This is a genomic window from Cronobacter dublinensis subsp. dublinensis LMG 23823 (assembly GCF_001277235.1).
Taxonomy (GTDB): domain Bacteria; phylum Pseudomonadota; class Gammaproteobacteria; order Enterobacterales; family Enterobacteriaceae; genus Cronobacter; species Cronobacter dublinensis.
The window spans coordinates 1601938-1623619 of sequence record NZ_CP012266.1 but is presented as its reverse complement, the minus strand read 5'-3'; the positions used below and the strand labels follow the sequence as shown (position 1 = coordinate 1623619).

17 protein-coding genes are annotated in these 21682 nt (G+C 58.1%); 10 read left to right on the top strand and 7 right to left on the bottom strand.

What is annotated here, in order from left to right:
• Nucleotides 1-4: 4 nt before the first annotated feature.
• Nucleotides 5-2122, bottom strand: coding sequence for a bifunctional 23S rRNA (guanine(2069)-N(7))-methyltransferase RlmK/23S rRNA (guanine(2445)-N(2))-methyltransferase RlmL (gene rlmKL / locus AFK67_RS07385; RefSeq protein WP_007717914.1), 2118 nt, complete (start codon nucleotides 2120-2122; stop codon nucleotides 5-7).
• A gap of 103 nt (nucleotides 2123-2225) precedes the next feature.
• On the opposite strand from rlmKL, the gene AFK67_RS07380 reads away from it, so the two are divergent.
• Complete coding sequence (locus AFK67_RS07380) at nucleotides 2226-3332, top strand: YcbX family protein (RefSeq protein WP_007717916.1); 1107 nt, start codon at nucleotides 2226-2228, stop codon at nucleotides 3330-3332.
• Here the strand turns inward: AFK67_RS07380 and AFK67_RS07375 are convergent.
• Nucleotides 3329-3874: a cell division protein ZapC gene (locus AFK67_RS07375; protein WP_007717920.1), complete on the bottom strand. Its 546-nt coding sequence runs from the start codon at nucleotides 3872-3874 to the stop codon at nucleotides 3329-3331. The genes AFK67_RS07380 and AFK67_RS07375 overlap by 4 nt on opposite strands.
• A gap of 166 nt (nucleotides 3875-4040) precedes the next feature.
• Nucleotides 4041-5051, bottom strand: a complete 1011-nt coding sequence (gene pyrD / locus AFK67_RS07370) for a quinone-dependent dihydroorotate dehydrogenase (protein WP_007717923.1) — start codon at nucleotides 5049-5051, stop codon at nucleotides 4041-4043.
• Between the two features lie 249 nt (nucleotides 5052-5300).
• Here pyrD and ssuE point away from each other — a divergent pair, with 249 nt between their 5' ends.
• The 5 genes from ssuE to ssuB are packed head-to-tail and all read left to right on the top strand — an operon-like array spanning nucleotide 5301 to nucleotide 9547.
• On the top strand, nucleotides 5301-5876 hold the full coding sequence (ssuE, locus tag AFK67_RS07365; protein ID WP_007717927.1) for an NADPH-dependent FMN reductase: 576 nt from the start codon (nucleotides 5301-5303) through the stop codon (nucleotides 5874-5876).
• Nucleotides 5869-6840, top strand: coding sequence for a sulfonate ABC transporter substrate-binding protein (locus AFK67_RS07360; RefSeq protein ID WP_007717929.1), 972 nt, complete (start codon nucleotides 5869-5871; stop codon nucleotides 6838-6840). The genes ssuE and AFK67_RS07360 overlap by 8 nt, the downstream gene beginning before the upstream one ends.
• Nucleotides 6837-7982, top strand: coding sequence for an FMNH2-dependent alkanesulfonate monooxygenase (ssuD, locus tag AFK67_RS07355; protein ID WP_007717932.1), 1146 nt, complete (start codon nucleotides 6837-6839; stop codon nucleotides 7980-7982). Before AFK67_RS07360 ends, ssuD begins: the two co-directional genes overlap by 4 nt.
• A 9-nt stretch (nucleotides 7983-7991) precedes the next feature.
• Complete coding sequence (ssuC, locus tag AFK67_RS07350; protein WP_007717934.1) at nucleotides 7992-8783, top strand: aliphatic sulfonate ABC transporter permease SsuC; 792 nt, start codon at nucleotides 7992-7994, stop codon at nucleotides 8781-8783.
• Complete coding sequence (gene ssuB, locus AFK67_RS07345) at nucleotides 8780-9547, top strand: aliphatic sulfonates ABC transporter ATP-binding protein (protein WP_007717938.1); 768 nt, start codon at nucleotides 8780-8782, stop codon at nucleotides 9545-9547. Before ssuC ends, ssuB begins: the two co-directional genes overlap by 4 nt.
• A 127-nt stretch (nucleotides 9548-9674) precedes the next feature.
• On the opposite strand, the gene pepN is transcribed toward ssuB, so the two are convergent.
• On the bottom strand, nucleotides 9675-12287 hold the full coding sequence (gene pepN / locus AFK67_RS07340) for an aminopeptidase N (protein ID WP_007717941.1): 2613 nt from the start codon (nucleotides 12285-12287) through the stop codon (nucleotides 9675-9677).
• A gap of 266 nt (nucleotides 12288-12553) precedes the next feature.
• Between pepN and pncB the strand changes: the two genes are divergently transcribed.
• The 4 genes from pncB to AFK67_RS07320 all read left to right on the top strand — a co-directional run bounded on the left by pncB (nucleotide 12554) and on the right by AFK67_RS07320 (nucleotide 18330).
• Nucleotides 12554-13756, top strand: a complete 1203-nt coding sequence (gene pncB / locus AFK67_RS07335) for a nicotinate phosphoribosyltransferase (RefSeq protein ID WP_038883916.1) — start codon at nucleotides 12554-12556, stop codon at nucleotides 13754-13756.
• Nucleotides 13757-13922: 166 nt separating this feature from the next.
• The gene (gene asnS / locus AFK67_RS07330; protein ID WP_007717949.1) at nucleotides 13923-15323 is read left to right on the top strand and encodes an asparagine--tRNA ligase; all 1401 of its coding nucleotides are present in this window, start codon (nucleotides 13923-13925) and stop codon (nucleotides 15321-15323) included.
• Between the two features lie 533 nt (nucleotides 15324-15856).
• Nucleotides 15857-16954 carry a porin OmpF gene (gene ompF / locus AFK67_RS07325; protein WP_007717952.1) on the top strand — a complete coding sequence of 366 codons (1098 nt, stop codon included), beginning with the start codon at nucleotides 15857-15859 and terminating at the stop codon, nucleotides 16952-16954.
• Nucleotides 16955-17139: 185 nt separating this feature from the next.
• Entirely contained in the window at nucleotides 17140-18330 is a 1191-nt protein-coding gene (locus AFK67_RS07320) for an amino acid aminotransferase (RefSeq protein ID WP_007717955.1), read from the top strand.
• Nucleotides 18331-18393: 63 nt separating this feature from the next.
• Here the strand turns inward: AFK67_RS07320 and AFK67_RS07315 are convergent, their stop codons facing one another.
• The 3 genes from AFK67_RS07315 to ldtD form a co-directional block, all read right to left on the bottom strand.
• A complete protein-coding gene (locus AFK67_RS07315; protein ID WP_007717958.1) occupies nucleotides 18394-19041 on the bottom strand; it encodes an MBL fold metallo-hydrolase in 648 nt (215 codons plus the stop codon).
• A gap of 38 nt (nucleotides 19042-19079) precedes the next feature.
• Entirely contained in the window at nucleotides 19080-19628 is a 549-nt protein-coding gene (locus AFK67_RS07310) for a peptidoglycan L,D-endopeptidase MepK (protein WP_007717961.1), read from the bottom strand.
• A 180-nt stretch (nucleotides 19629-19808) separates the two neighbouring features.
• The gene (gene ldtD / locus AFK67_RS07305; protein ID WP_007717964.1) at nucleotides 19809-21614 is read right to left on the bottom strand and encodes a L,D-transpeptidase; all 1806 of its coding nucleotides are present in this window, start codon (nucleotides 21612-21614) and stop codon (nucleotides 19809-19811) included.
• Nucleotides 21615-21682: the final 68 nt, after the last annotated feature.

Below are 21682 nucleotides of genomic sequence, written 5' to 3'. Positions count from 1 at the left end.
TTCTTTAGTCCTTGGTCTGGTGGGTGACGAGCCAGCAGTTATGGATCTGGCGGTTGCGCGCGAAGTCCTGAGAGAGCGTTTTTTGTGTAATGTCTTGCGCTTTCAGGCCCAGGGCCGCAAGCCCTTCGTGATCCATCTTGAACCCACGCTTGTTATTGGAAAACATAATCGTCCCGTCGCGACGCAGCAGGCGTTTAAGATCTTTCATCAGACGCAGATGATCGCGCTGCACGTCGAACGTTTCTTCCATACGTTTGGAGTTCGAGAACGTCGGGGGATCGATAAAGATCAGATCGAACTGCTCGTCACTCTCGGCAAGCCAGCTCAGGCAGTCGGCCTGAATCAGGCGATGCGCGCGGCCGCTCAGCCCGTTGAGGCGCAAATTGCGCTCGGCCCACTCCAGGTACGTGCGCGACATATCCACCGTGGTGGTGGAACGCGCGCCGCCGAGACCCGCATGCACGCTGGCGCTGCCGGTATAAGAGAAGAGGTTCAGGAAATCTTTTCCTTTGCTCATCTGGCCGAGCATACGGCGCGCGATGCGGTGATCGAGGAACAGCCCGGTGTCGAGATAATCCGTCAGGTTCACCAGCAGGCGCGCGTTAAACTCGCTCACTTCCATAAACTCGCCCTTCTGGGCCAGTTTTTCATACTGGTTTTTGCCCTTCTGACGCTCGCGGGTTTTCAGCACCAGCTTATTAGGCGCAAGGCCCAGTACCGAGAGCGTGGCGGCGATCACGTCAAAGAGACGCTGGCGCGCTTTTTCCGGCTCAATGGTCTTCGGCGGCGCGTATTCCTGAATCACTACCCAGTCGGCGTAACGGTCCACGGCGACGTTGTAATCCGGCAGGTCGGCATCATACAGGCGATAACATTGAATGCCTTCCTGTTTCGCCCACTTCTCCAGCTTCTTCAGATTTTTGCGCAGGCGATTGGCGTAATCTTCCGCCACCTGCGCGGGCGCGGCACCCGGCTGGGTCGGTGCCAGACGATAGTTTTTCTGCACACAGTCCAGCGGGCCGTTTTTGGCTTTAAACTGGCGATCGGCGCGCAGCTGCAGGCAGCTCAGGAGTTCCGGCGAGGCGCTGAACAGCGACAGATTCCAGCCGCCGAACTGGTTTTTCATGATGCGGCCCAGCAGGCTGTGCAGCGCGATCAGCGCCGGTTCGCTCTCCAGACGCTCGCCGTACGGCGGGTTGCTGATAACGGTGCCGGTCGGGCCTTCCTGGAGCGGATTGGTCAGTTGCGCCACATCCTGCGCCGAGAAGGTGATGATGTCGGCAAGACCAGCGCGACGGGCGTTGGTGCGGGCGCGCTCAATAACGCGCGGGTCATTGTCGGAGCCGTAGAAGCGTGAGGCATACTCGCCAAGACCACGACGGGCGCGCACCTGGGCTTCGGTTTTCACCGCTTTCCACACATTGTCGTCATGCTGCGCCCAGCCGTTAAAGCCCCAGTGGGTGCGATGCAGGCCCGGCGCGCGGTCGGTGGCGATCATCGCCGCCTCAATCAGCAGCGTGCCGGAGCCGCACATCGGGTCGAGCAGCGGCGTACCCGGCTCCCAGCCGGAGCGCATGACAATCGCCGCCGCCAGGTTTTCTTTAATGGGTGCCTGGCCGGTGCGATCTCGATAGCCGCGCTGGTGCAGGCCTTCGCCGCTGAGATCGATGGCGATGCTGGCGGTGTCTTTATTCAGCCAGACGTTAATGCGCAGATCCGGCAGTTCGCGATCAACGCTCGGGCGCGGCAGGTTTTTACGGGTGAAGGCATCGACGATGGCGTCTTTGACTTTCATCGCGCCGTACTGACTGTTGCGGATAGTGTCGTTAAGGCCGCTGAAATGCACGGCAAATGTGGCGTCGGGCGCGAAAATGCTCGTCCAGTCGATAGCCTGAACGCCCAGATAGAGGTCCAGGTCGCTGTACACCGCGCATTCGCCAAGCGGCAGCAGAATACGCGACGCCAGGCGGCTCCACATCAGGCTTTGATAAACCAGAGCCGCATCGCCCTGAAAATGCACGCCTCCCTGAACGACCTGGCACTCCTGCGCGCCGAGGTTTTCCAGTTCAGTTTTTAACAGCTCTTCGAGCCCACGCGCCGTACTGGCAAACAAAGCATTCATATCGTCACTTCAGTAAAAAAGAAAATAGTGGCGCATTATAGCCAATCCGCCACGCATGTCATAAAGTTGCCCTTCTATTTATTCGGCCGGGAGGGCGCACGTCATGGTTTTATCGCAGCTTTGTATTCATCCGGTGAAATCGATGCGCGGATTGCAGGTCTCGCACGCGCTGGCGGACGTCAGCGGTCTGGCATTTGACCGCGCCTTTATGGTGACGGAAACCGATGGCACCTTTATTACCGCGCGTCAGTTTCCGCAAATGGTGCTCTTTACGCCCGCCCTGCTGCCGGACGGCCTGCACCTGACCGCGCCGGATGGCAGCAGCAGCGCGATTCGCTTCGCCGATTTCCTGCGTGCCCACGCGCCGACGGAAGTCTGGGGCAACCACTTCACCGCGCTTATCGCCCCGGAAGCCATCAACCAGTGGCTGAGCGGCTTTTTTGGCCGTGAAGTGCAGCTGCGCTGGGTTGGCCCTGCCCTCACGCGCCGCGTGAAGCGTCACCCGGAAGTGCCGCTCGGCTTTGCCGACGGGTATCCGTATCTGCTCGCGAATGAAGCGTCGCTGCGCGACCTGCAAAAGCGCTGCCCGGCGGGCGTCGCCATGAACCAGTTTCGCCCGAATCTGGTCGTCACCGGCGTCGAGGCCTGGGCGGAAGATACCTGGAAAGTCATTCGCATCGGCGAGGTGGTTTTTGACGTCGCCAAACCGTGCAGCCGCTGTATTTTTACGACCGTCAGCCCCGAGCGCGGGCGCAAGCATCCGAGCGGCGAGCCGCTGGCGACGCTGCAAAAATTCCGCACGGCGCTTGATAACGGCGACGTCGATTTCGGCCAGAACCTGATTGCCCGCAACAGCGGCGTGATCCGCGCAGGCGATCGCGTCGAGGTGCTGGCGACCGGTCCGGCACGCCCCTATGGCGCAGGCGAGGTGGAAGAGCGCGTGGCGCCGAAGACGGCTGCGGCGACGCAGGTGTCGATAGAATGGGAAGGTAAACGCTTTGACGGTAATAACCAGCAGGTGGTGCTGGAACAACTGGAACAGCAGGGAATTCGGGTGCCCTATTCCTGTCGCGCCGGGATCTGCGGCAGCTGTCGCGTCACGCTGCTGGAAGGCCAGGTGACGCCGCTTAAGCAAAGCGCGCTCGGCGATGACGGCACCTTTTTAAGCTGTAGCTGCGTGCCGGCGGGCGCGGTGAGGCTCGCCCGTTAAACGGCCTGATCGAGGCTCAGCTGCGGCGTGCACGCCAGTGGTTTGAGCCTGTCATTCATAATCTTAATCGCATCCCCCAACTGCATCGCGCGTCCTGCGAGCGTTAAGGCCGGTTGCGCCAGCAGGCAGAGCGTGGCGTTATCGCCAGGTTCCACCACCAGCAGGCTCACCGCCTCGCCGCTGTCGCTCAGCCACACACAGGCGGCATCGCCACAGCCAGGCAGCCATTCGGCCTCATCATGGGCCAGAAAGTGCCAGCTTTTCGGCATCTGGGGTTTGAGAAAGCGGATGGCGACCAGCGCGTTCAGCACCAGCTCGGCGCGCTGCTCGGCAGCGAGAGGGAGTTCACGGCATTTTTCATCGAAGGAAAACCAGAGCGCGGCGTCATCCACGCAGAATCCGGAAGGATCGAACGCGTCGGGCGTGAGCATTTTGCGTGCGAAACGCGAGCGAAACAGCATGCCGTTGGCCAGATCGAGCATCATCCGGTCGTGCTCATCATCATAATACCAGCGCCAGTTGTCGTCCGGCTTTATACGCATTGTCATCCCCCTACCGCTCTGAAACTCAAAAATATTTCCCTTATTTTGCCGCTTCGTTTATTCCCTCATTAATCTAAGACTATGACGTTTAAATTAGCAACAACCGCGGAATATAAAACAACCAGGGCTGAAAATAAAGCCCTGGCGGTCTCAGATAAGGAAATGCTTAAAGGTGGGTCACAATTTCTTTGACCAGCGGCGGGCCTTTAAAAATAAATCCGGAATAGATCTGAATAAGCGAAGCGCCTGCGGCCATTTTTTCGCGGGCGGCGATGACAGAATCAATCCCGCCGACACCGATAATCGGCAGGCGGCCTTGCAGCTCCTGGCTTAACAGGCGAATGATTTCTGTGCTTTTTAATTGCAGAGGACGCCCGCTTAATCCGCCGGTTTCATCGCAATGTTTCATGCCCTGCACGAGACTGCGATCGAGCGTGGTATTGGTGGCGATCACCCCGTCGATATTATGACGCACCAGGCTGTCGGCAACCTGGATCAATTCTTCGATGGAAAGATCCGGGGCGATCTTTACCGCAACCGGCACATATTTATGGTGCTTTTGCGAAAGCAGTTGCTGCTGATTTTTAATCGCGCCAAGCAGATCGTCCAGCGCGTCGCCATATTGCAGCGAGCGCAGCCCTGGCGTATTCGGCGAAGAGATATTAATCGCAATGTAACCAGCGTAGGGGAACACCTTTTCCATACAGATCAGATAGTCGTCTTTCCCCTGCTCTACCGGCGTGTCTTTATTTTTGCCGATATTAATGCCGAGCACGCCGTCAAAATGCGCTTTTTTGACGTTCTCCACCAGGTTATCCACGCCGAGATTATTAAAGCCCATACGGTTGATCAGCCCTTCCGCCTCAACCAGACGGAAGATACGCGGCTTGTCGTTACCCGGCTGCGGACGCGGCGTCACGGTGCCAATTTCGACCGAGCCGAAACCCAGCGCGCCGAGCACATCAATGCATTCACCGTTTTTATCCAGGCCTGCGGCAAGCCCGAGCGGGTTTTTAAAGGTCAGCCCCATGCAGGTGACCGGTTTCGCCGGGACTTTCTGGCGCATCAGCGCTTCAAGGGGCGTGCCGGTAATGCGGCGCATTTGCTGGAAGGTAAATTCGTGAGCGCGCTCGGGGTCGAGCTGAAACAGGGCTTTTCGAACGAAGGGGTAATACATGAACTCTCCTGGATTCCCGGTGTGCAAACCGGGGCGTTATTATCTGCGATCCGCTTCACAAAGGGAATTGACCTGCGGCAAAAAAGCCCTCCTCAAGGCAAACGTTTTCTTTCAGGCGGGCTGAATATGCGTTTTCCGGCAAAGCATCGCCGAAATTGTTAGTTTCTCACCCGCTTACCCTCTGCCACTATCCCTTCATATTGTTATTAATGTTATCTAAAAACTCATTTTTGGTTATAAGGAGGTGGTATGCGGGTTATTACTCTGGCGGGAAGTCCACGGTTTCCGTCGCGCTCCAGCGCTCTGCTCTCTTATCTCGCTGGCGAACTGACCCGGCTTGATGTTGAGGTCTGCCACTGGCATATCCAGAATTTCGCCGCCGACGATCTCCTGTATGCCCGATTCGACAGCCCCGCCCTGCTCGCGCTTATCGAACAGTTACAGCAGGCCGACGGTGTGATTATCGCCACCCCTATTTATAAGGCGTCATTTTCCGGCGCGCTGAAAACGCTGCTCGATCTCCTGCCCGAACGGGCGCTGGAGAAAAAAGTGGTGCTGCCCGTCGCGACAGGCGGCTCGGTCGGCCATCTGCTGGCGCTCGACTATGCGCTCAAACCGGTCCTCAACGCCCTGAAGGCGCAGGAAATTCTGCACGGCGTCTTCGCCGACGACAGCCAGGTGCTCGATTACCAGCACCAGCCGCGCTTTTCCCCGCTGTTGCAGACGCGTCTTGACGAGGCGCTGGACACTTTCTGGCAGGCGTTGACGCGCCGCCATCAGGCGAGCCCTGCGCCGCACTTCACAAGGAGAACGTTACATGCTTAATCTTTTGCGCCGTCACGCCGCGCCGCTGCTGGCAGCGGGCCTCTCGCTGTTCGCCGCAGCCGCTTACGCCAGCGCGCCAGCGCCCGAGGCGCTTCGCATCGGCTATCAGAAAGGCTCCGTAAGCATGGTCCTGGCGAAAAGCCATCAGCTGCTGGAAAAACGTTATCCGCATACCAAAATCAGCTGGGTTGAATTCCCGGCGGGCCCGCAACTGCTGGAGGCGTTAAACGTAGGCAGTATCGATCTCGGCAGCACCGGCGATATTCCCCCGATATTCGCTCAGGCAGCCGGTGCGGATCTGGTGTACATCGGCAGCGAGCCGCCAAAACCCAAAGCCGAAGTGGTGCTGGTGGCGGAAAACAGCCCGATTAAAAGTGTCGCCGATTTAAAAGGTCATAAGGTCGCCTTCCAGAAAGGCTCCAGCTCCCACAACCTGCTGCTGCGCGCGCTGCAAAAAGCCGGGCTGAGCTTTCAGGATATTCAGCCAGTTTATCTGACGCCTGCCGATGCGCGCGCCGCCTTCACGCAGGGCAACGTCGACGCCTGGGCCATCTGGGACCCGTACTACTCCGCGGCGCTTATCCAGGGCGGCGTGCGGGTGCTGACCGACGGCACCGATCTTGACCTCACCGGTTCTTTCTATCTCGCCTCGCGCCCCTACGCGCAGAAATATGGCGCGTTCCTGACCGGCGTGCTGGATAGTTTTAGCGAAGCGGACGCGCTGACCCGCAGCCAGCGCGCAGAGAGCGTGAAGCTGTTTGCGCAGAGCATCGGCCTGCCCGTGCCGGTGATTGAGCTCTACTTCGATCACCGCCCGCCGATCCGCATCACGCCCGTCAATGAAGAAACCGCCGTGCGCCAGCAGCGCACCGCAGACCTGTTTTACGACAACCATCTGGTACCGAAAAAAGTTGATATCCGCAGCCGCATCTGGACCGGCGCAACCGAAGGAGAGAAATCATGAGTCTGAATCTGTTCTGGTTTTTACCGACCCACGGCGATGGCCACTATCTTGGCAGCGACGCGGGTGCCCGCCCGGTGGATCACGGTTATCTGCAACAAATCGCGCAGGCCGCTGACCGCCTCGGTTTTACCGGCGTGCTGATCCCGACCGGCCGCTCTTGTGAGGACGCCTGGCTGGTGGCGGCATCGATGATCCCGGTGACCCAGCGGCTCAAATTTCTCGTTGCGCTGCGCCCGTCCGTCGTGTCGCCGACCGTGGCGGCGCGTCAGGCGGCAACGCTCGACCGCCTCTCCAACGGTCGCGCGCTGTTTAACCTCGTGACCGGCAGCGATCCGCAGGAGCTGGCAGGCGATGGCGTGTTCCTCGATCACACCGCCCGCTACGAGGCGTCAGCGGAATTTACCCGCGTCTGGCGCCGTCTGCTGGAGGGCGAAAAAGTCGATTTCGAGGGCAAGTATATTAAGGTGCGCGGCGCGCAACTGCTGTTCCCGCCGGTGCAGCAGCCGCGCCCGCCGCTCTATTTTGGCGGATCGTCGGACGTGGCGCAGGATCTCGCCGCCGAGCAGGTCGATCTCTATCTGACCTGGGGCGAGCCGCCGGAACTGGTGAAAGAGAAAATCGCCCAGGTACGCGCCAAAGCCGCGGCCCACGGGCGCACGGTGCGCTTTGGCATTCGCCTGCATGTGATTGTCCGTGAAACCAGTGACGAGGCGTGGCAGGCCGCCGACCGGCTGATCGCGCATCTTGACGACGAGACGATAGCCAAAGCGCAGGCGGCGTTCGCGCGTCAGGACTCGGTGGGCCAGCAGCGGATGGCCGCGCTACACGGCGGGCGGCGCGACCAGCTGGAAATTAGCCCCAACCTCTGGGCGGGCGTAGGGCTGGTGCGTGGCGGCGCCGGAACGGCGCTGGTAGGCGACGGCCCGACGGTCGCGGCGCGTATTAATGAATATGCGGCGCTCGGCATCGACAGCTTTATTCTTTCCGGTTATCCGCATCTGGAAGAGGCGTATCGGGTGGGCGAGCTGCTGTTCCCGCACCTCGATGTCGCCATTCCTGAAGTGCCGCAGCCGCGCGTGCTGGCAGCCCAGGGCGAGGCGGTGGCGAACGAATTTATTCCGCGCCGGGTGGCACAGAGTTAAGGAGGTTGCATGGCAAGCGCTTCGCAAAAATGGCTCCGCCGCGCCGCGCCGTGGGCGCTGCCCGTAGGCGTGATTGTCGTCTGGCAGCTCGCCTCGCAGGCGGGCTGGCTCTCGACGCGTATTCTGCCGTCGCCGGAAAGCGTGGTTGAGGCCTTCTGGCGGCTGACCGCCAGCGGCGAGCTCTGGCAGCATCTGGCCATCAGCAGCTGGCGCGCGCTGGTGGGCTTTTCCATCGGCGGGCTGATAGGCCTGGCGCTTGGGCTTATCAGCGGCCTGTCGCGCTGGGGCGAGCGGCTGCTCGACAGCTCCATCCAGATGCTGCGCAACGTGCCGCATCTGGCGTTGATCCCGCTGGTGATTTTGTGGTTCGGCATCGACGAGAGCGCCAAAATTTTTCTGGTGGCGCTGGGTACGCTGTTTCCGATTTACATCAATACCTGGCATGGCATCCGCAATATTGACAGCGGCCTGCTGGAGATGGCGCGCAGCTACGGGCTTTCCGGCTTCAGCCTGTTCCGGCAGGTGATTCTGCCGGGTGCCCTGCCCTCGATTATGGTTGGCGTGCGCTTCGCGCTCGGCCTGATGTGGCTGACGCTTATTGTCGCGGAAACTATTTCGGCGAACTCCGGCATTGGCTATCTCGCGATGAACGCGCGTGAATTTTTGCAAACCGACGTGGTGGTGGTGGCGATTATTCTCTACGCCCTGCTCGGCAAGCTGGCGGATCTCAGCGCCCGCGCGCTGGAACGCGTCTGGCTGCGCTGGCATCCTGCGTATCAGCTAAAGGAGGCGAACGCATGACGACCGCACGACTCAATCAGGGCACGCCGTTGTTGCTGGAAGGTGTGACCAAACGCTACGGCGCGAAAACCATCCTGAACGCGCTTGAGCTGCATATTCCCGCCGGGCAGTTCGTGGCGGTAGTCGGGCGCAGCGGCGGCGGCAAGAGCACACTGCTGCGCCTGCTCGCCGGGCTCGAAGCCCCAAACGGCGGGGCGCTGCGCGCGGGTAACGCGCCGCTTTCTGACGCCCAGGACGACACGCGAATGATGTTTCAGGATGCGCGCCTGCTGCCGTGGAAAACGGTGCTGGATAACGTCGGGCTGGGGCTGAAGGGCAACTGGCAGCCCGCGGCGCGTCGGGTGCTGGACGAAGTGGGGCTTGCCGACCGCGCAGGCGACTGGCCTGCTGCGCTGTCGGGCGGACAAAAGCAGCGCGTGGCGCTGGCGCGCGCGTTAATTCATCGCCCCGGCCTGCTGTTGCTCGACGAGCCGCTCGGCGCGCTGGACGCGCTTACGCGCCTTGAGATGCAGGACTTGATTGTATCGCTATGGCGCGAACACGGGTTTACGGTGCTCCTCGTGACGCACGACGTGAGCGAGGCGGTGGCGATGGCAGAGCGGGTGTTGTTGATCGAAGAAGGTAAAATCGGGCTTGACCTGGCGGTGGATATACCGCACCCGCGCCGCCACGGTACGCCGCGTCTCGCGGAGCTGGAGGCCGAGGTGTTGAACCGGGTGATGCGCAAAACGCCCGCGCCCGTGCGGGCAGTGAAGGCGGGTTGATTCGTTAACAATTGATTCTTTATCAATAAAAGAAAGGCGGGTGCGCTACGCTTACCCGCCCTACTCATTCATATCCAGCATAGGGAGGATAAGCGCAGCGCGCCCACCTCCCACATCCATTACCGCATTACGCCAGCGCTTTGCTGACCTTCTCGTACAGGTCGCCGGAGAGCTTCGGCAGCGCTTTCAACTCTTCCAGCGCCGCACGCATCAGCGCCTGACGTTTGACGTCATAACGCTTCAGACGGATCAGCGGCTCTATCAGACGCGACGCCACCTGCGGGTTGCGGGTGTTGAGCTCGGTCAGCATCTCCACCAGGAAGCGATAGCCGCTGCCATCTTCGGCATGGAACGCCGCCGGGTTGTTGGTGGCGAACGCGCCCACCAACGCACGCACGCGGTTCGGGTTGCCGAGGCTGAACGAGCGGTGCTCCAGCAGCGCACGCACCTTGCTGACCACTGCTTTCTCCGGACTCATCGCCTGCAGCATAAACCACTTGTCCATGACCAGACCGTCGTGGTGCCACTTGTCGTCATACTCGGCGAGCAGCGCGTCGCGGCCCGGCAGCTGTGCGGCGACCGCGGCGGCCAGGGCGGCCAGCGCGTCGGTCATGTTGTCGGCGTCGTGATACTGCGTCGCCACAAGCTTGTCAGCCAGCTGCGCGTCGCCGAACGCCAGATAATGCAGGCAAGTGTTACGCAGCGCGCGCTTGCCGATATCCGCGTGATCGATACGGTAACCGGTGAGTTTATGCGCGTTGTAAACCGCCAGCAGTTCATCGGCAAGCTCGGTGGCGAGCGTGCGGGTCAGCGCGTCGTGCACGGCGGCGATGGCCTGCGGATCGATGGTCTGGAACAGCTCGGCAATTTCATTTTGCGACGGCAGCGTCAGGATCTCCGCCGCCAGCGCCGGATCGATGGTTTCATCAAGCAGGATCGCGCGGAAGGCATCCGCCACATGCAGCGGCAAGGAGAGCGGCTGCTGCTGCTGATAACGCGCCACGTTGAGTTTGATATGTGTCGCGAGCAGGCTCTGGGCTGCGTCCCAGCGCGAGAAATCGTTACGCGCGTGACGCATCAGGAACGTTAACTGCTGATCGCTCCATTTATATTCCAGTTTCACCGGTGCGGAGAATTCACGCAGCAGCGACGGCACCGGCTGGAAGTAAACGTTATCGAAAACGAACGTCTGCTCCGCCTGCGTCAGGTTCAGCACGTGATGTACCGGATGGCCGTCTTTTTGCAGCGGGATGACGTTGCCTTCGTTGTCATACAGTTCGATGTCGAACGGAATATGCAGCGGCAGTTTTTCCGGCTGGTCCGCGGTCGGCGGCGTACGCTGGCTTAAGGTCAGCGTGTACTGCTCGGTCTGTGGATTGTAGTCATCCTGCACGGTGACAATCGGCGTACCGGACTGGCTGTACCAGCGGCGGAAGTGTGAAAGGTCGACATTCGACGCGTCTTCCATCGCCTGCACGAAATCGTCGCAGGTGGCCGCGCTGCCGTCGTGGCGCTCGAAATAGAGCTGCATGCCCTTTTGGAAATTCGCTTCGCCAAGCAGCGTATGGAGCATACGGATAACTTCTGACCCTTTCTCATACACGGTCAGGGTGTAGAAGTTGTTCATCTCAATGACCATGTCCGGGCGAATCGGATGCGCCATCGGGCTTGCGTCTTCGGCGAACTGCATTGCGCGCATGGTGCGCACGTTGCTGATGCGGTTGACCGCGCGTGAGCCGAGGTCAGAGCTGAACTCCTGGTCACGGAACACCGTCAGCCCCTCTTTCAGGCTGAGCTGGAACCAGTCGCGGCAGGTGACGCGGTTACCGGTCCAGTTGTGGAAATATTCATGGCCGATAACGCGCTCGATGTTGAGATAGTCTTTGTCGGTGGCGGTTTCGGCGCGCGCCAGCACAAATTTGGAGTTAAAGACGTTAAGCCCTTTGTTCTCCATCGCGCCCATGTTGAAGAAATCGACGGCGACAATCATATAGATGTCGAGATCGTACTCCAGCCCAAAACGCTCTTCGTCCCACTTCATGGAGTTTTTGAGCGAGGTCATCGCCCAGCTGGCGCGGTCGAGGTTGCCGCGGTCGACGTAGAGCTCCAGCGCGACGTCGCGCCCGGAACGGGTAGTGAAGGTGTCGCGCAGCACGTCAAAATCGCCCGCCACCAGCGCGAACAGGTAACACGGTTTCGGGAACGGATCTTCCCACTGCATCCAGTGGCGGCCATCGTCCAGCTCGCCCTGCGCCAGGCGGTTGCCGTTAGAAAGCAGGTACGGATAAGTCGCTTTGTCGGCGATGATTTTGGTGGTGAAGCGCGCCAGCACGTCCGGGCGATCCAGGTACCAGGTAATATGACGGAAGCCTTCGGCTTCGCACTGGGTGCAGAGCGCCACGCCGGACTGATACAGCCCTTCAAGCGCCGTGTTTGTCGCCGGATGGATATCGTTGACGATTTTAAGCGTAAAGCGCTCCGGCAGGTTTTCCAGCACCAGCGCGCCCTCTTCCAGGCGGTGATGCGGCCAGGGATTGCCATCGACATCGACCGAAATCAGGGTAAGGTCTTCGCCGTCCAGACGCAGCGGCGCGTTCTCCGCGACGCGGCGGTTGACCTGACTCACTGCCGTGACCCGCGTTCTGGCGGCGTCGAGGTCGAAGGTCAGATCAATATCGGTAATCAGGTAATCCGGCGCACGGTAGTCGTGGCGGTATTTTGCTTGTGGCTGTTGAGTCATAAAAAACCTTATCCAGGGTCCGTATGGTTACGTCTCCAGTCTATTCCTGTTGCGGTAATGTTGCCACGCAGAATCTTTCACTTTTCAGCGGCTACCGGGCAGTTTGCTACATTTAAGCAACATGCGGCACAAATTGCCCTCGACCCGCTTCGCCGGTTGTGTTGTGATCCTGCTTCAATAAACCGATAATCAGGGTATACTCCTGCGTCTTTATCTGCTTATGCCACTGATAGATACGCGCCTGTGAGAGGATGCCAGTTCGCACCATGACACAATACGCTTCCCCCCTATTGCAAACGCTGCTGGATACGGACGCCTATAAGCTGCATATGCAGCAGGCGGTTTTTCACCACTATTATGACGTGCATGTCGCAGCGGAATTTCGCTGCCGGGGTGACGATCTGCTGGGCATTTATGCCGAGGCGATCCGCGAACAGGTCGATGCCATGCAGCATCTGGCGCTTTCCGACGCGGAGTTTCAGTGGCTCTCCGGCCTGCCGTTTTTCAAAACGGACTATCTGGCGTGGCTGAAAAATTTCCGCTACGACCCCTCGCAGGTGCAAATTCGCAACGACGGCGGCAAGCTGGATATCCGCCTGAGCGGCCCGTGGCGCGAAGTCATTATGTGGGAAGTGCCGCTGCTGGCCGTGATAAGCGAACTGGTGCACCGCTACCGGTCGCCGCAAGCGAGCGTCGATCAGGCGCTGGCGCATCTCGAAGTAAAACTGCACGATTTCCGCACCATGACCGACGGGCTTGATCTCAGCGCCTTCCGCCTGATGGATTTCGGCACCCGTCGTCGCTTCTCACGCGAGGTGCAACAGGCGATTGTCGAGCGACTGCAGCAGGAGCCGTGGTTTATCGGCACCAGCAACTACGATCTCGCCCGCCGTCTCTCCCTGACCCCGATGGGCACCCAGGCGCACGAGTGGTTCCAGGCGCATCAGCAAATCAGCCCCGATCTGGCGAACAGTCAGATTGCCGCGCTACAGGCGTGGCTTGACGAATACCCGGATATGCTCGGTATCGCGCTGACTGACTGCATTACGATGGACGCGTTCCTGCGTGATTTCGGTCCTGCTTTCGCCGGGCGTTATCAGGGGCTGCGCCACGACTCCGGCGATCCGGTGCTGTGGGGCGAAAAAGCCATTGCCCATTACCAGCAGCTCGGCATCGACCCGCTCAGCAAAACGCTGATTTTTTCAGATAATCTCGATTTCGCGAAAGCCATTGACCTCTATCGCCACTTCGCTGACCGGGTGAAGCTCGGCTTTGGCATCGGCACCCGCCTGACCTGCGACATCCCGCACGTGAAGCCGCTGAATATCGTGATTAAGCTCGTGGAGTGTAATGGCCGCCCGGTCGCGAAGCTCTCCGACAGCCCCGGTAAAACCATCTGTCACGACAAGGCGTTCGTGCGCGCGCTGCGCAAAGCGTTCGACCTGCCGCAGGTGCGTAAAGCAAGCTGATGTTTTTCCTCAGGGAGCCGCGCGCTCCCTGCTTTCCCTGCCCGTTTCCGATTTCTTTTTCCCGCATCGCGAATTCTGCTTGTCTGATGGCGTATGCCAGGTAACATAGATATCCCCCCGTCCGGGTGGAAAATGTTATTTTTGACCATTAACCAGAGAGATAATTATGAGCGTTGTGCCTGTAGCCGACGTACTCCAGGGCCGCGTTGCCGTTGACAGTGAAGTCACCGTGCGCGGGTGGGTGCGTACCCGAAGAGATTCAAAAGCTGGCATCTCCTTCCTCGCCGTTTATGACGGTTCCTGCTTTGATCCGATACAGGCTGTCATTAATAATTCTCTGCCCAATTATAATGAAGAGGTGCTGCACCTCACGACGGGCTGCTCGGTTATCGTCACCGGCAAGGTGGTCGAATCCCCGGGCGAAGGCCAGAGCTTCGAGTTGCAGGCAACCCAGGTTGAAGTCACCGGCTGGGTCGACGATCCGGACACCTATCCGATGGCGGCTAAGCGCCATAGCATCGAGTATCTGCGTGAAGTGGCGCATCTGCGTCCGCGCACCAACCTTATCGGCGCGGTAGCCCGCGTGCGTCATACGCTGGCGCAGGCGCTGCACCGTTTCTTCCACGAGCAGGGCTTTTTCTGGGTCTCCACCCCGCTGATTACCGCCTCTGATACCGAAGGCGCGGGCGAAATGTTCCGCGTCTCGACGCTGGATCTGGAAAACCTGCCGCGCGATGGCCAGGGCAAAATCGATTTCGATAAAGACTTTTTCGGCAAAGAAGCATTCCTGACCGTTTCCGGCCAGTTGAACGGCGAAACCTACGCCTGCGCACTGTCGAAGATCTACACCTTCGGGCCGACGTTCCGTGCGGAAAACTCCAACACCAGCCGTCACCTGGCGGAGTTCTGGATGCTGGAGCCGGAAGTGGCGTTCGCCAATCTGAACGATGTGGCGGGTCTTGCTGAAGCCATGCTGAAATATGTCTTCAAAGCGGTGCTCGATGAACGCCTGGACGACATGAAGTTCTTCGCCGAGCGCGTGGATAAAGAAGCGATCGATCGCCTGGAGCGTTTCATTTCTGCCGACTTCGCGCAGGTGGATTACACCGATGCGGTCGCCATTCTTGAGAAGTGCGGCGAGAAGTTCGAAAACCCGGTCTACTGGGGCGTGGATCTGGCGTCCGAGCATGAGCGTTATCTCGCCGAGAAACACTTTAAGGCCCCGGTCGTGGTGAAAAACTACCCGAAAGAGATTAAAGCCTTCTATATGCGCCTTAACGAAGATGGCAAAACCGTGGCGGCGATGGACGTGCTCGCGCCGGGCATCGGTGAAATCATTGGCGGCTCCCAGCGTGAAGAGCGTCTCGACGTGCTGGACGCCCGTATGGAAGAGATGGGCCTTAATAAAGAAGACTACTGGTGGTATCGCGATCTGCGCCGTTACGGCACCGTACCGCATGCCGGCTTTGGTCTCGGCTTTGAACGTCTGATCGCCTATGTGACCGGCGTTCAGAACGTGCGTGATGTGATTCCCTTCCCGCGCACCCCGCGCAACGCGAATTTCTAATCCCGACAGGGCCAGCTTGCTGGCCCTTTTTTGTACCCGCTCACGTTTTGTCCACTTTTTATTACATTTTCGCTGACATCATTTCTGGTTAAAAAACAAGCAATCGTCTGATGGCGGATTTTTGCACCGCTTCGCTATAGCATATTTGTACACACTTTCCACAGACATCCGGACTTCCATCCATCTCATCTATTAAAAAACAATTGGCGCTTACAATTGTATAAAAATGCGCCTTATATAAATTAATGATAAGTTTTTCATATATATAAGAAAGGAATGGCCGAAATTTATTCACTTAAGTAATAAATTTGAGGTCTCTCACAAAGTTCCCTTCCATTAATAAATGCTTACACAATATTTCTTTTTGTTACCTGATTTAGACATTTGTAGCACTTTCAGGGTAGCGAAACGATTATATGAATGGAAAGATGCCAGACAGACACAGAAAGACACCAAACTCTCATCAATAGTTCCGTAATGAATTATTGACGGCAGTGGCAGGTGTTCAAAAAAACCAATGAGGGTAATAAATAATGATGAAGCGCAATATCCTGGCAGTGGTTATCCCTGCCCTGCTGGTAGCCGGTGCAGCAAACGCTGCAGAAATCTATAACAAAGACGGCAACAAACTTGATCTTTACGGTAAGGCTGTAGGCCGCCACGTATGGACCACCACGGGTGATAAGTCTTCCAATGGCGACGCTACCTACGCACAGATTGGTTTCAAAGGGGAAACTCAGATTAATAGCGATCTGACCGGTTTCGGTCAGTGGGAATACCGTACTAAAGCAGACCGTGCTGAAGGCGAGCAGCAGGGTGGTAATACGCGTCTGGCATTCGCTGGCCTGAAAATTGGTGACGCTGGTGCGATTGACTACGGCCGTAACTATGGTGTGGTTTATGACGTCGAGTCTTACACCGATATGGCTCCTTACTTCTCCGGCGAAACCTGGGGCGGCGCTTATACTGATAACTATATGACCAGCCGTGCTGGTGGTCTGCTGACTTACCGCAACACCGATTTCTTCGGTCTTGTTGACGGCCTGTCATTCGGTATCCAATACCAGGCTAAAAATGAAAGCGACCACAGCATCAATGCCCAAAACGGCGACGGCGTAGGTTACACCGCTGCTTATGAATTTGGTGAAGGTTTTGGTGTGTCTGCGGCATACAGCAACTCTGACCGTACTAACGATCAGGAAGAGCGTGATGGTAATGGTTCACGTGCTGAAGTCTGGGCTGTAGGTGCTAAATATGATGCAAACAACATCTATCTGGCAACTGTCTATTCCGAAACCCGTAATATGACTATTGTTGACAACTCCGTAACTAAAACTACTGAGATGGCTAACAAAACCCAGAACTTTGAAGTTGTAGCTCAGTACCAGTTCGACTTCGGCCTGCGTCCGGCAATTTCCTATGTGCAGAGCAAAGGTAAACATCTGAATGGCGCAGACAGCGATGCTGATCTGGCTAAATATGTTCAGGCTGGCGCGACTTATTACTTCAACAAGAACATGAACGTGTTCTTCGATTACCGCTTCAACCTGCTTGATACCAATGATTACAGCTCCTCTTACGGTATCGGTACTGACGACCAGGCTGCTGTTGGTCTGACCTATCAGTTCTAATCAGCACAACCTCGTTGTCTGATAGTGAAAAAACAGGGCTTCGGCCCTGTTTTTTTATGGGTAAAAGAAAATCCTGCCGACTTTTGCGATCCATGTAACTTTTCCGGGCAAACGGTTGGCATTTTGTAAATCTCCCGTTAACCTGATAGCGAATTTCCCTTCTGAAATCACAATGGAACCTCGTCATGTTTGAGAACATTACCGCCGCCCCAGCCGACCCGATCCTTGGTCTGGCCGATCTGTTTCGTGCCGACGACCGCCCGACCAAAATTAACTTAGGCATTGGTGTTTACAAGGATGAAACCGGTAAGACCCCGGTTCTGACCAGCGTTAAAAAAGCAGAACAATATCTGCTGGAAAATGAAACCACCAAAAACTACCTCGGCATTGACGGTATTCCCGAGTTCGGTCGCTGCACGCAGGAGCTGCTGTTCGGTAAAGCAAGCCCGGTTATCAGCGACAAACGCGCCCGCACCGCGCAAACTCCAGGCGGCACCGGCGCGCTGCGCGTCGCGGCGGATTTCCTCGCGAAAAACACCGACGTGAAGCGCGTCTGGGTCTCTAACCCGAGCTGGCCGAACCACAAAGGCGTGTTTAATTCCGCCGGTCTGGAAGTGCGTGAATATGCCTATTACGACGCAGCGAACCACACCCTCGATTTCGACGGTCTGTTAAACAGCCTGCAGGAAGCCCAGGCAGGCGATGTGGTGCTGTTCCACGGCTGCTGCCACAACCCGACCGGCATCGACCCGACGCTTGAGCAATGGGAACAGCTGGCGAAGCTGTCCGTTGAGAAAGGCTGGCTGCCGCTGTTCGACTTCGCCTATCAGGGCTTCGCCCGCGGTCTGGAAGAAGACGCCGAAGGCCTGCGCGCGTTCGTCGCCCTTCATAAAGAACTTATTGTCGCAAGTTCGTTCTCCAAGAACTTCGGCCTGTACAACGAGCGCGTGGGCGCCTGTACGCTGGTGGCGGCGGATGCCGATGCCGCAGACCGCGCGTTCAGCCAGATGAAATCCTGCATTCGCGCCAACTACTCCAACCCGCCGGCGCACGGCGCGTCCGTGGTCGCGACCATTCTCAACAATGACGCGCTGCGTACCATCTGGGAACAGGAGCTGACCGATATGCGCCAGCGCATCCAGCGTATGCGTCAGCTGTTTGTGAACACCCTGGCCGAGAAAGGCGCGGATCGCGACTTCAGCTTCATCACGAAGCAGAACGGCATGTTCTCCTTCAGCGGCCTGACCAAAGAGCAGGTGCTGCGTCTGCGTGAAGAGTTTGGCGTTTACGCCGTCGCGTCAGGCCGTGTCAACGTGGCGGGCATGACGCCGGACAACATGGCGCCGCTGTGCGAAGCTATCGTCGCCGTGCTGTAAGGGTGACGCGCAAAAGCAAAAGGGCCGCACTGAGCGGCCCTTTTTGTTGGCGGGTATAACGCGTTACCAGACCGGCATTTCATCCTGCAGGAAGGGGTTATGCAGGCGCTCATGGCCGAGTGTCGACATCGGGCCGTGGCCGGGAATAAAGGTGACGTCATCGCCGAGCGGCAATAGCTTGCGCTTAATGGCATCGATAAGCTGAGCGTGGTCGCCGCGCGGAAAATCGCTGCGCCCCACCCCACCTTTAAATATCACATCGCCGGAAACCAGCAGACGCGACTGGGCGTCGAAAAAAACGATATGGCCCGGCGTGTGGCCCGGGCAATGCAGCACGGCAAGCGAAATATTGCCAACGCTGACCGTGTCGCCTTCGTTGAGCCAGCGGTCTGGCGTGAGCGGCTGGCACTCGTCAAGCCCGAACATGCGGCTCTGAGCGGGTAAGCCCTGCAGCCAGAACTCATCTTCTTTTTCCGGGCCGATAATGGGGATGCCGTAATGCGCCGCGAGCTCCGCCGCCGCGCCGACATGGTCAAGATGACCGTGCGTTAACAGGATCTGCTGCAGCGTGACACCCTTCTGGGCGACTTCTTCCTTGATACGCTGCGCGTCGCCGCCGGGGTCCACCAGCGCTGCCTGTCGCGTCTCCTCACACCAGATTAACGAGCAGTTCTGGGCGAACGCCGTTACCGGAATAATATGATAGTTCATACCGCTCCTTTTACCCGGCGCGCTGCCGGGGTCGTTAATTACCAGTGCCTTAGCGGCCCGGTATCAATATGCACAAAGTTACTGCTGGGGTAGTATCCTACACCACCGGCGCGCAGAGATAACGCCGCTTTGCGAATATTGCTTAACGAAATTCCTTCGATATGAAAATCCATCGCCTGGCCTTTGGTGTGGTAGCTGTGCTTTGCCACGCCGCGGCTTTTGGATCGCAGTTCCGCGTTGGTATCAACGGAGCGATAGCCGGAGATCAACTGCACCGGTTTGCGAGTGCCAAGCAGGCCCTGCAGACGGTAGAGCTGGTCAAATAATCGGGGATCCATCGCTTTTACCTTATTTGCCCGGTAATCACGAAAGAAATGGTTTAGCTTTGCTAATTCATCCTGAATATAGCCCCGGCCATCGAAAAATTCGGCCTTAATCGATTCGCCAGTATTGAGGTTATTCAGCGTAAGAATACGCGGTCGCGGCGTCGACAGAGTAGCAAACGCAGGCGTTGGCAGTATTGCAGCGCCTAAAGCGGCGCCGCCAAACGCCAGCAATTTGCGGCGGTGAGCGTCTATTTTATCCATGATATTCAGGTCTACAATCAATATGAACAATAACTATGCACTTCTGGCGCACGAGAGGCACCTTAACCGCCAGCCGGAGGGGAGTCAATACAAGTCAAAGCGGGGAATAACGGGCCTTTTTTCACGTTTGGCCCGTTTTATGTTCACATTGAGTAGGTTAAGTCCGTGGAATTAAACCTGTTAGCGGATAAGTTGTTCCACTTTCGGGAGGATTTGTGCGCCCGATCGCGCGGTGTGATCATAATTGTAAATATCTGTACGATATTGCGGACGCCCATCTTCGCCAATAAATGCCGTCAGATAATAGAGGTTCACCGGAATGGTCTGCGGAATATTCACGTAGCGCGTATTCCCCTCTTTCAGCGTCTGCGAAATACGGGAATCATTCCAGCCCGCATCCTGCAACAGCAGGTTAGCAAGCTCTGACGCTTTATTCACACGCACGCAGCCGGAGCTGAGCGCCCGCGCGTCGCGCTGGAACAGATTATGGTTCGGCGTATCGTGCAGATAGATGGCATCGGAGCTCGGCATATTGAACTTGTAACGCCCCAGCGAGTTATGCACGCCCGGTGCCTGCTGGAAGCGGAACGGCAGGTTCGACGGCGTTATTGTCGCCCAGTCAACCATCCACGGATCCACCACTTCGGCATTGCTGCTCCAGCCGTTCAGCACCGTATAACCGTGGCTTTCAAGATAGCCCGGATCGTTCCAGACTTTCGGCAGAATATCTTTGCGCGCAAGCGTCGGCGGCACGTTCCACGGTGGGTTCACCACCACGTTGTTGAGCGCGCTGCTCATCAGCGGGGTTTTACGATCCGGACGGCCCACAATCACCCGCGACGCCAGCACCTGGCTACCGTTCTGGTAATAGACCAGCGAATACTCGGGAATATTGACCATAATGCCAGTGTCGAGCTTACCGGGCAGCAGACGCAGACGCTGGATATTGAGCGCCAGCAGCGCGGCGCGCTCGGCAGGCGTCACGTTCAGCCAGTCGCGGGTCGACTGGCCAATCACGCCATCCGCGCCGAGGCCCTGCCACTTCTGAAAACGTTTCACCGCGGCGACCAGGTCTTTATCGTACACGCCGCGCGTCGGTTTTTTCGCTGTCGTCGGACTCGCCGTTTGCGGCGCGGCGGACGGGCTGACGACGTCGCTGTTATCGCCAGGCAGGACGATATCCGGGCCGCCATCCAGCATACCGGTACGCTGTAAAATCTCTTTCAGGGCCGGGATGTCGTTGCTCCACTGGCCGGGGCGCAGCTTCTCTTTGCCGGTCATCTGCGGCCACGGGCGCGTGTCGGCGACCAGTTGCAGCAGCGAGGCGTGCATCGCCGCATATTGCGGGTGCGCAGGCGCCAGCGAACGGACAAACGCCGGGACCGAGCCGTTATCCAGCGAGACCTGCCACTGGTTAAGCACCGTCAGCGCGGGCAGCTCAGGTTTATACGGTTTAGCGCTGTAGAGCCAGCGGTTACCCTGGCTTGGAATGCCGGAGATAAAATGCAGATAGCCGACCATCGCGTCGCTCAGCACGATATCGCGCGCAAGCCCGGTCACAGCGGGATCCGTAAGCTGTTCCACCCAGGCGGTAAACTGCGGCTGAAAACCGGCGAGCGCCACTTCGGCAAGCTGCTGCTGGAACGCCTGCACCGCGTCGCGGTTCTCCCACATCGGTTTCAGATCGCGGGCGGCATACAGCCCCACCAGCGCGTTCATATAAACCGGCGTAAAGCCCGCTGGCAGCGCCGCCTGTAACTGCGTACGCGTGCTTGCAAGACGGCTCGCGGCGTCAGGCACCGCGTTTGCCGCGAGGAACACCATGCCCGGCGACAGCGCAATCGGCTGTGCGCTCAGCGTGGTGATGCTGTCGGTAGTGATCAGTTCCGGTTCGTCGGCATACGCATTAAACAGTGGAGCGATACTAAGAGCCAGACATAAACTCAGCGCTGACCGTCGAAAACCATGCATATTGTTAAGCACCATCCCTTGCCCCCTGTTTTTCAGAATAGTTCGGCACTCAGGCTTATTGTGAGTATATAAAGAGAAAAAAC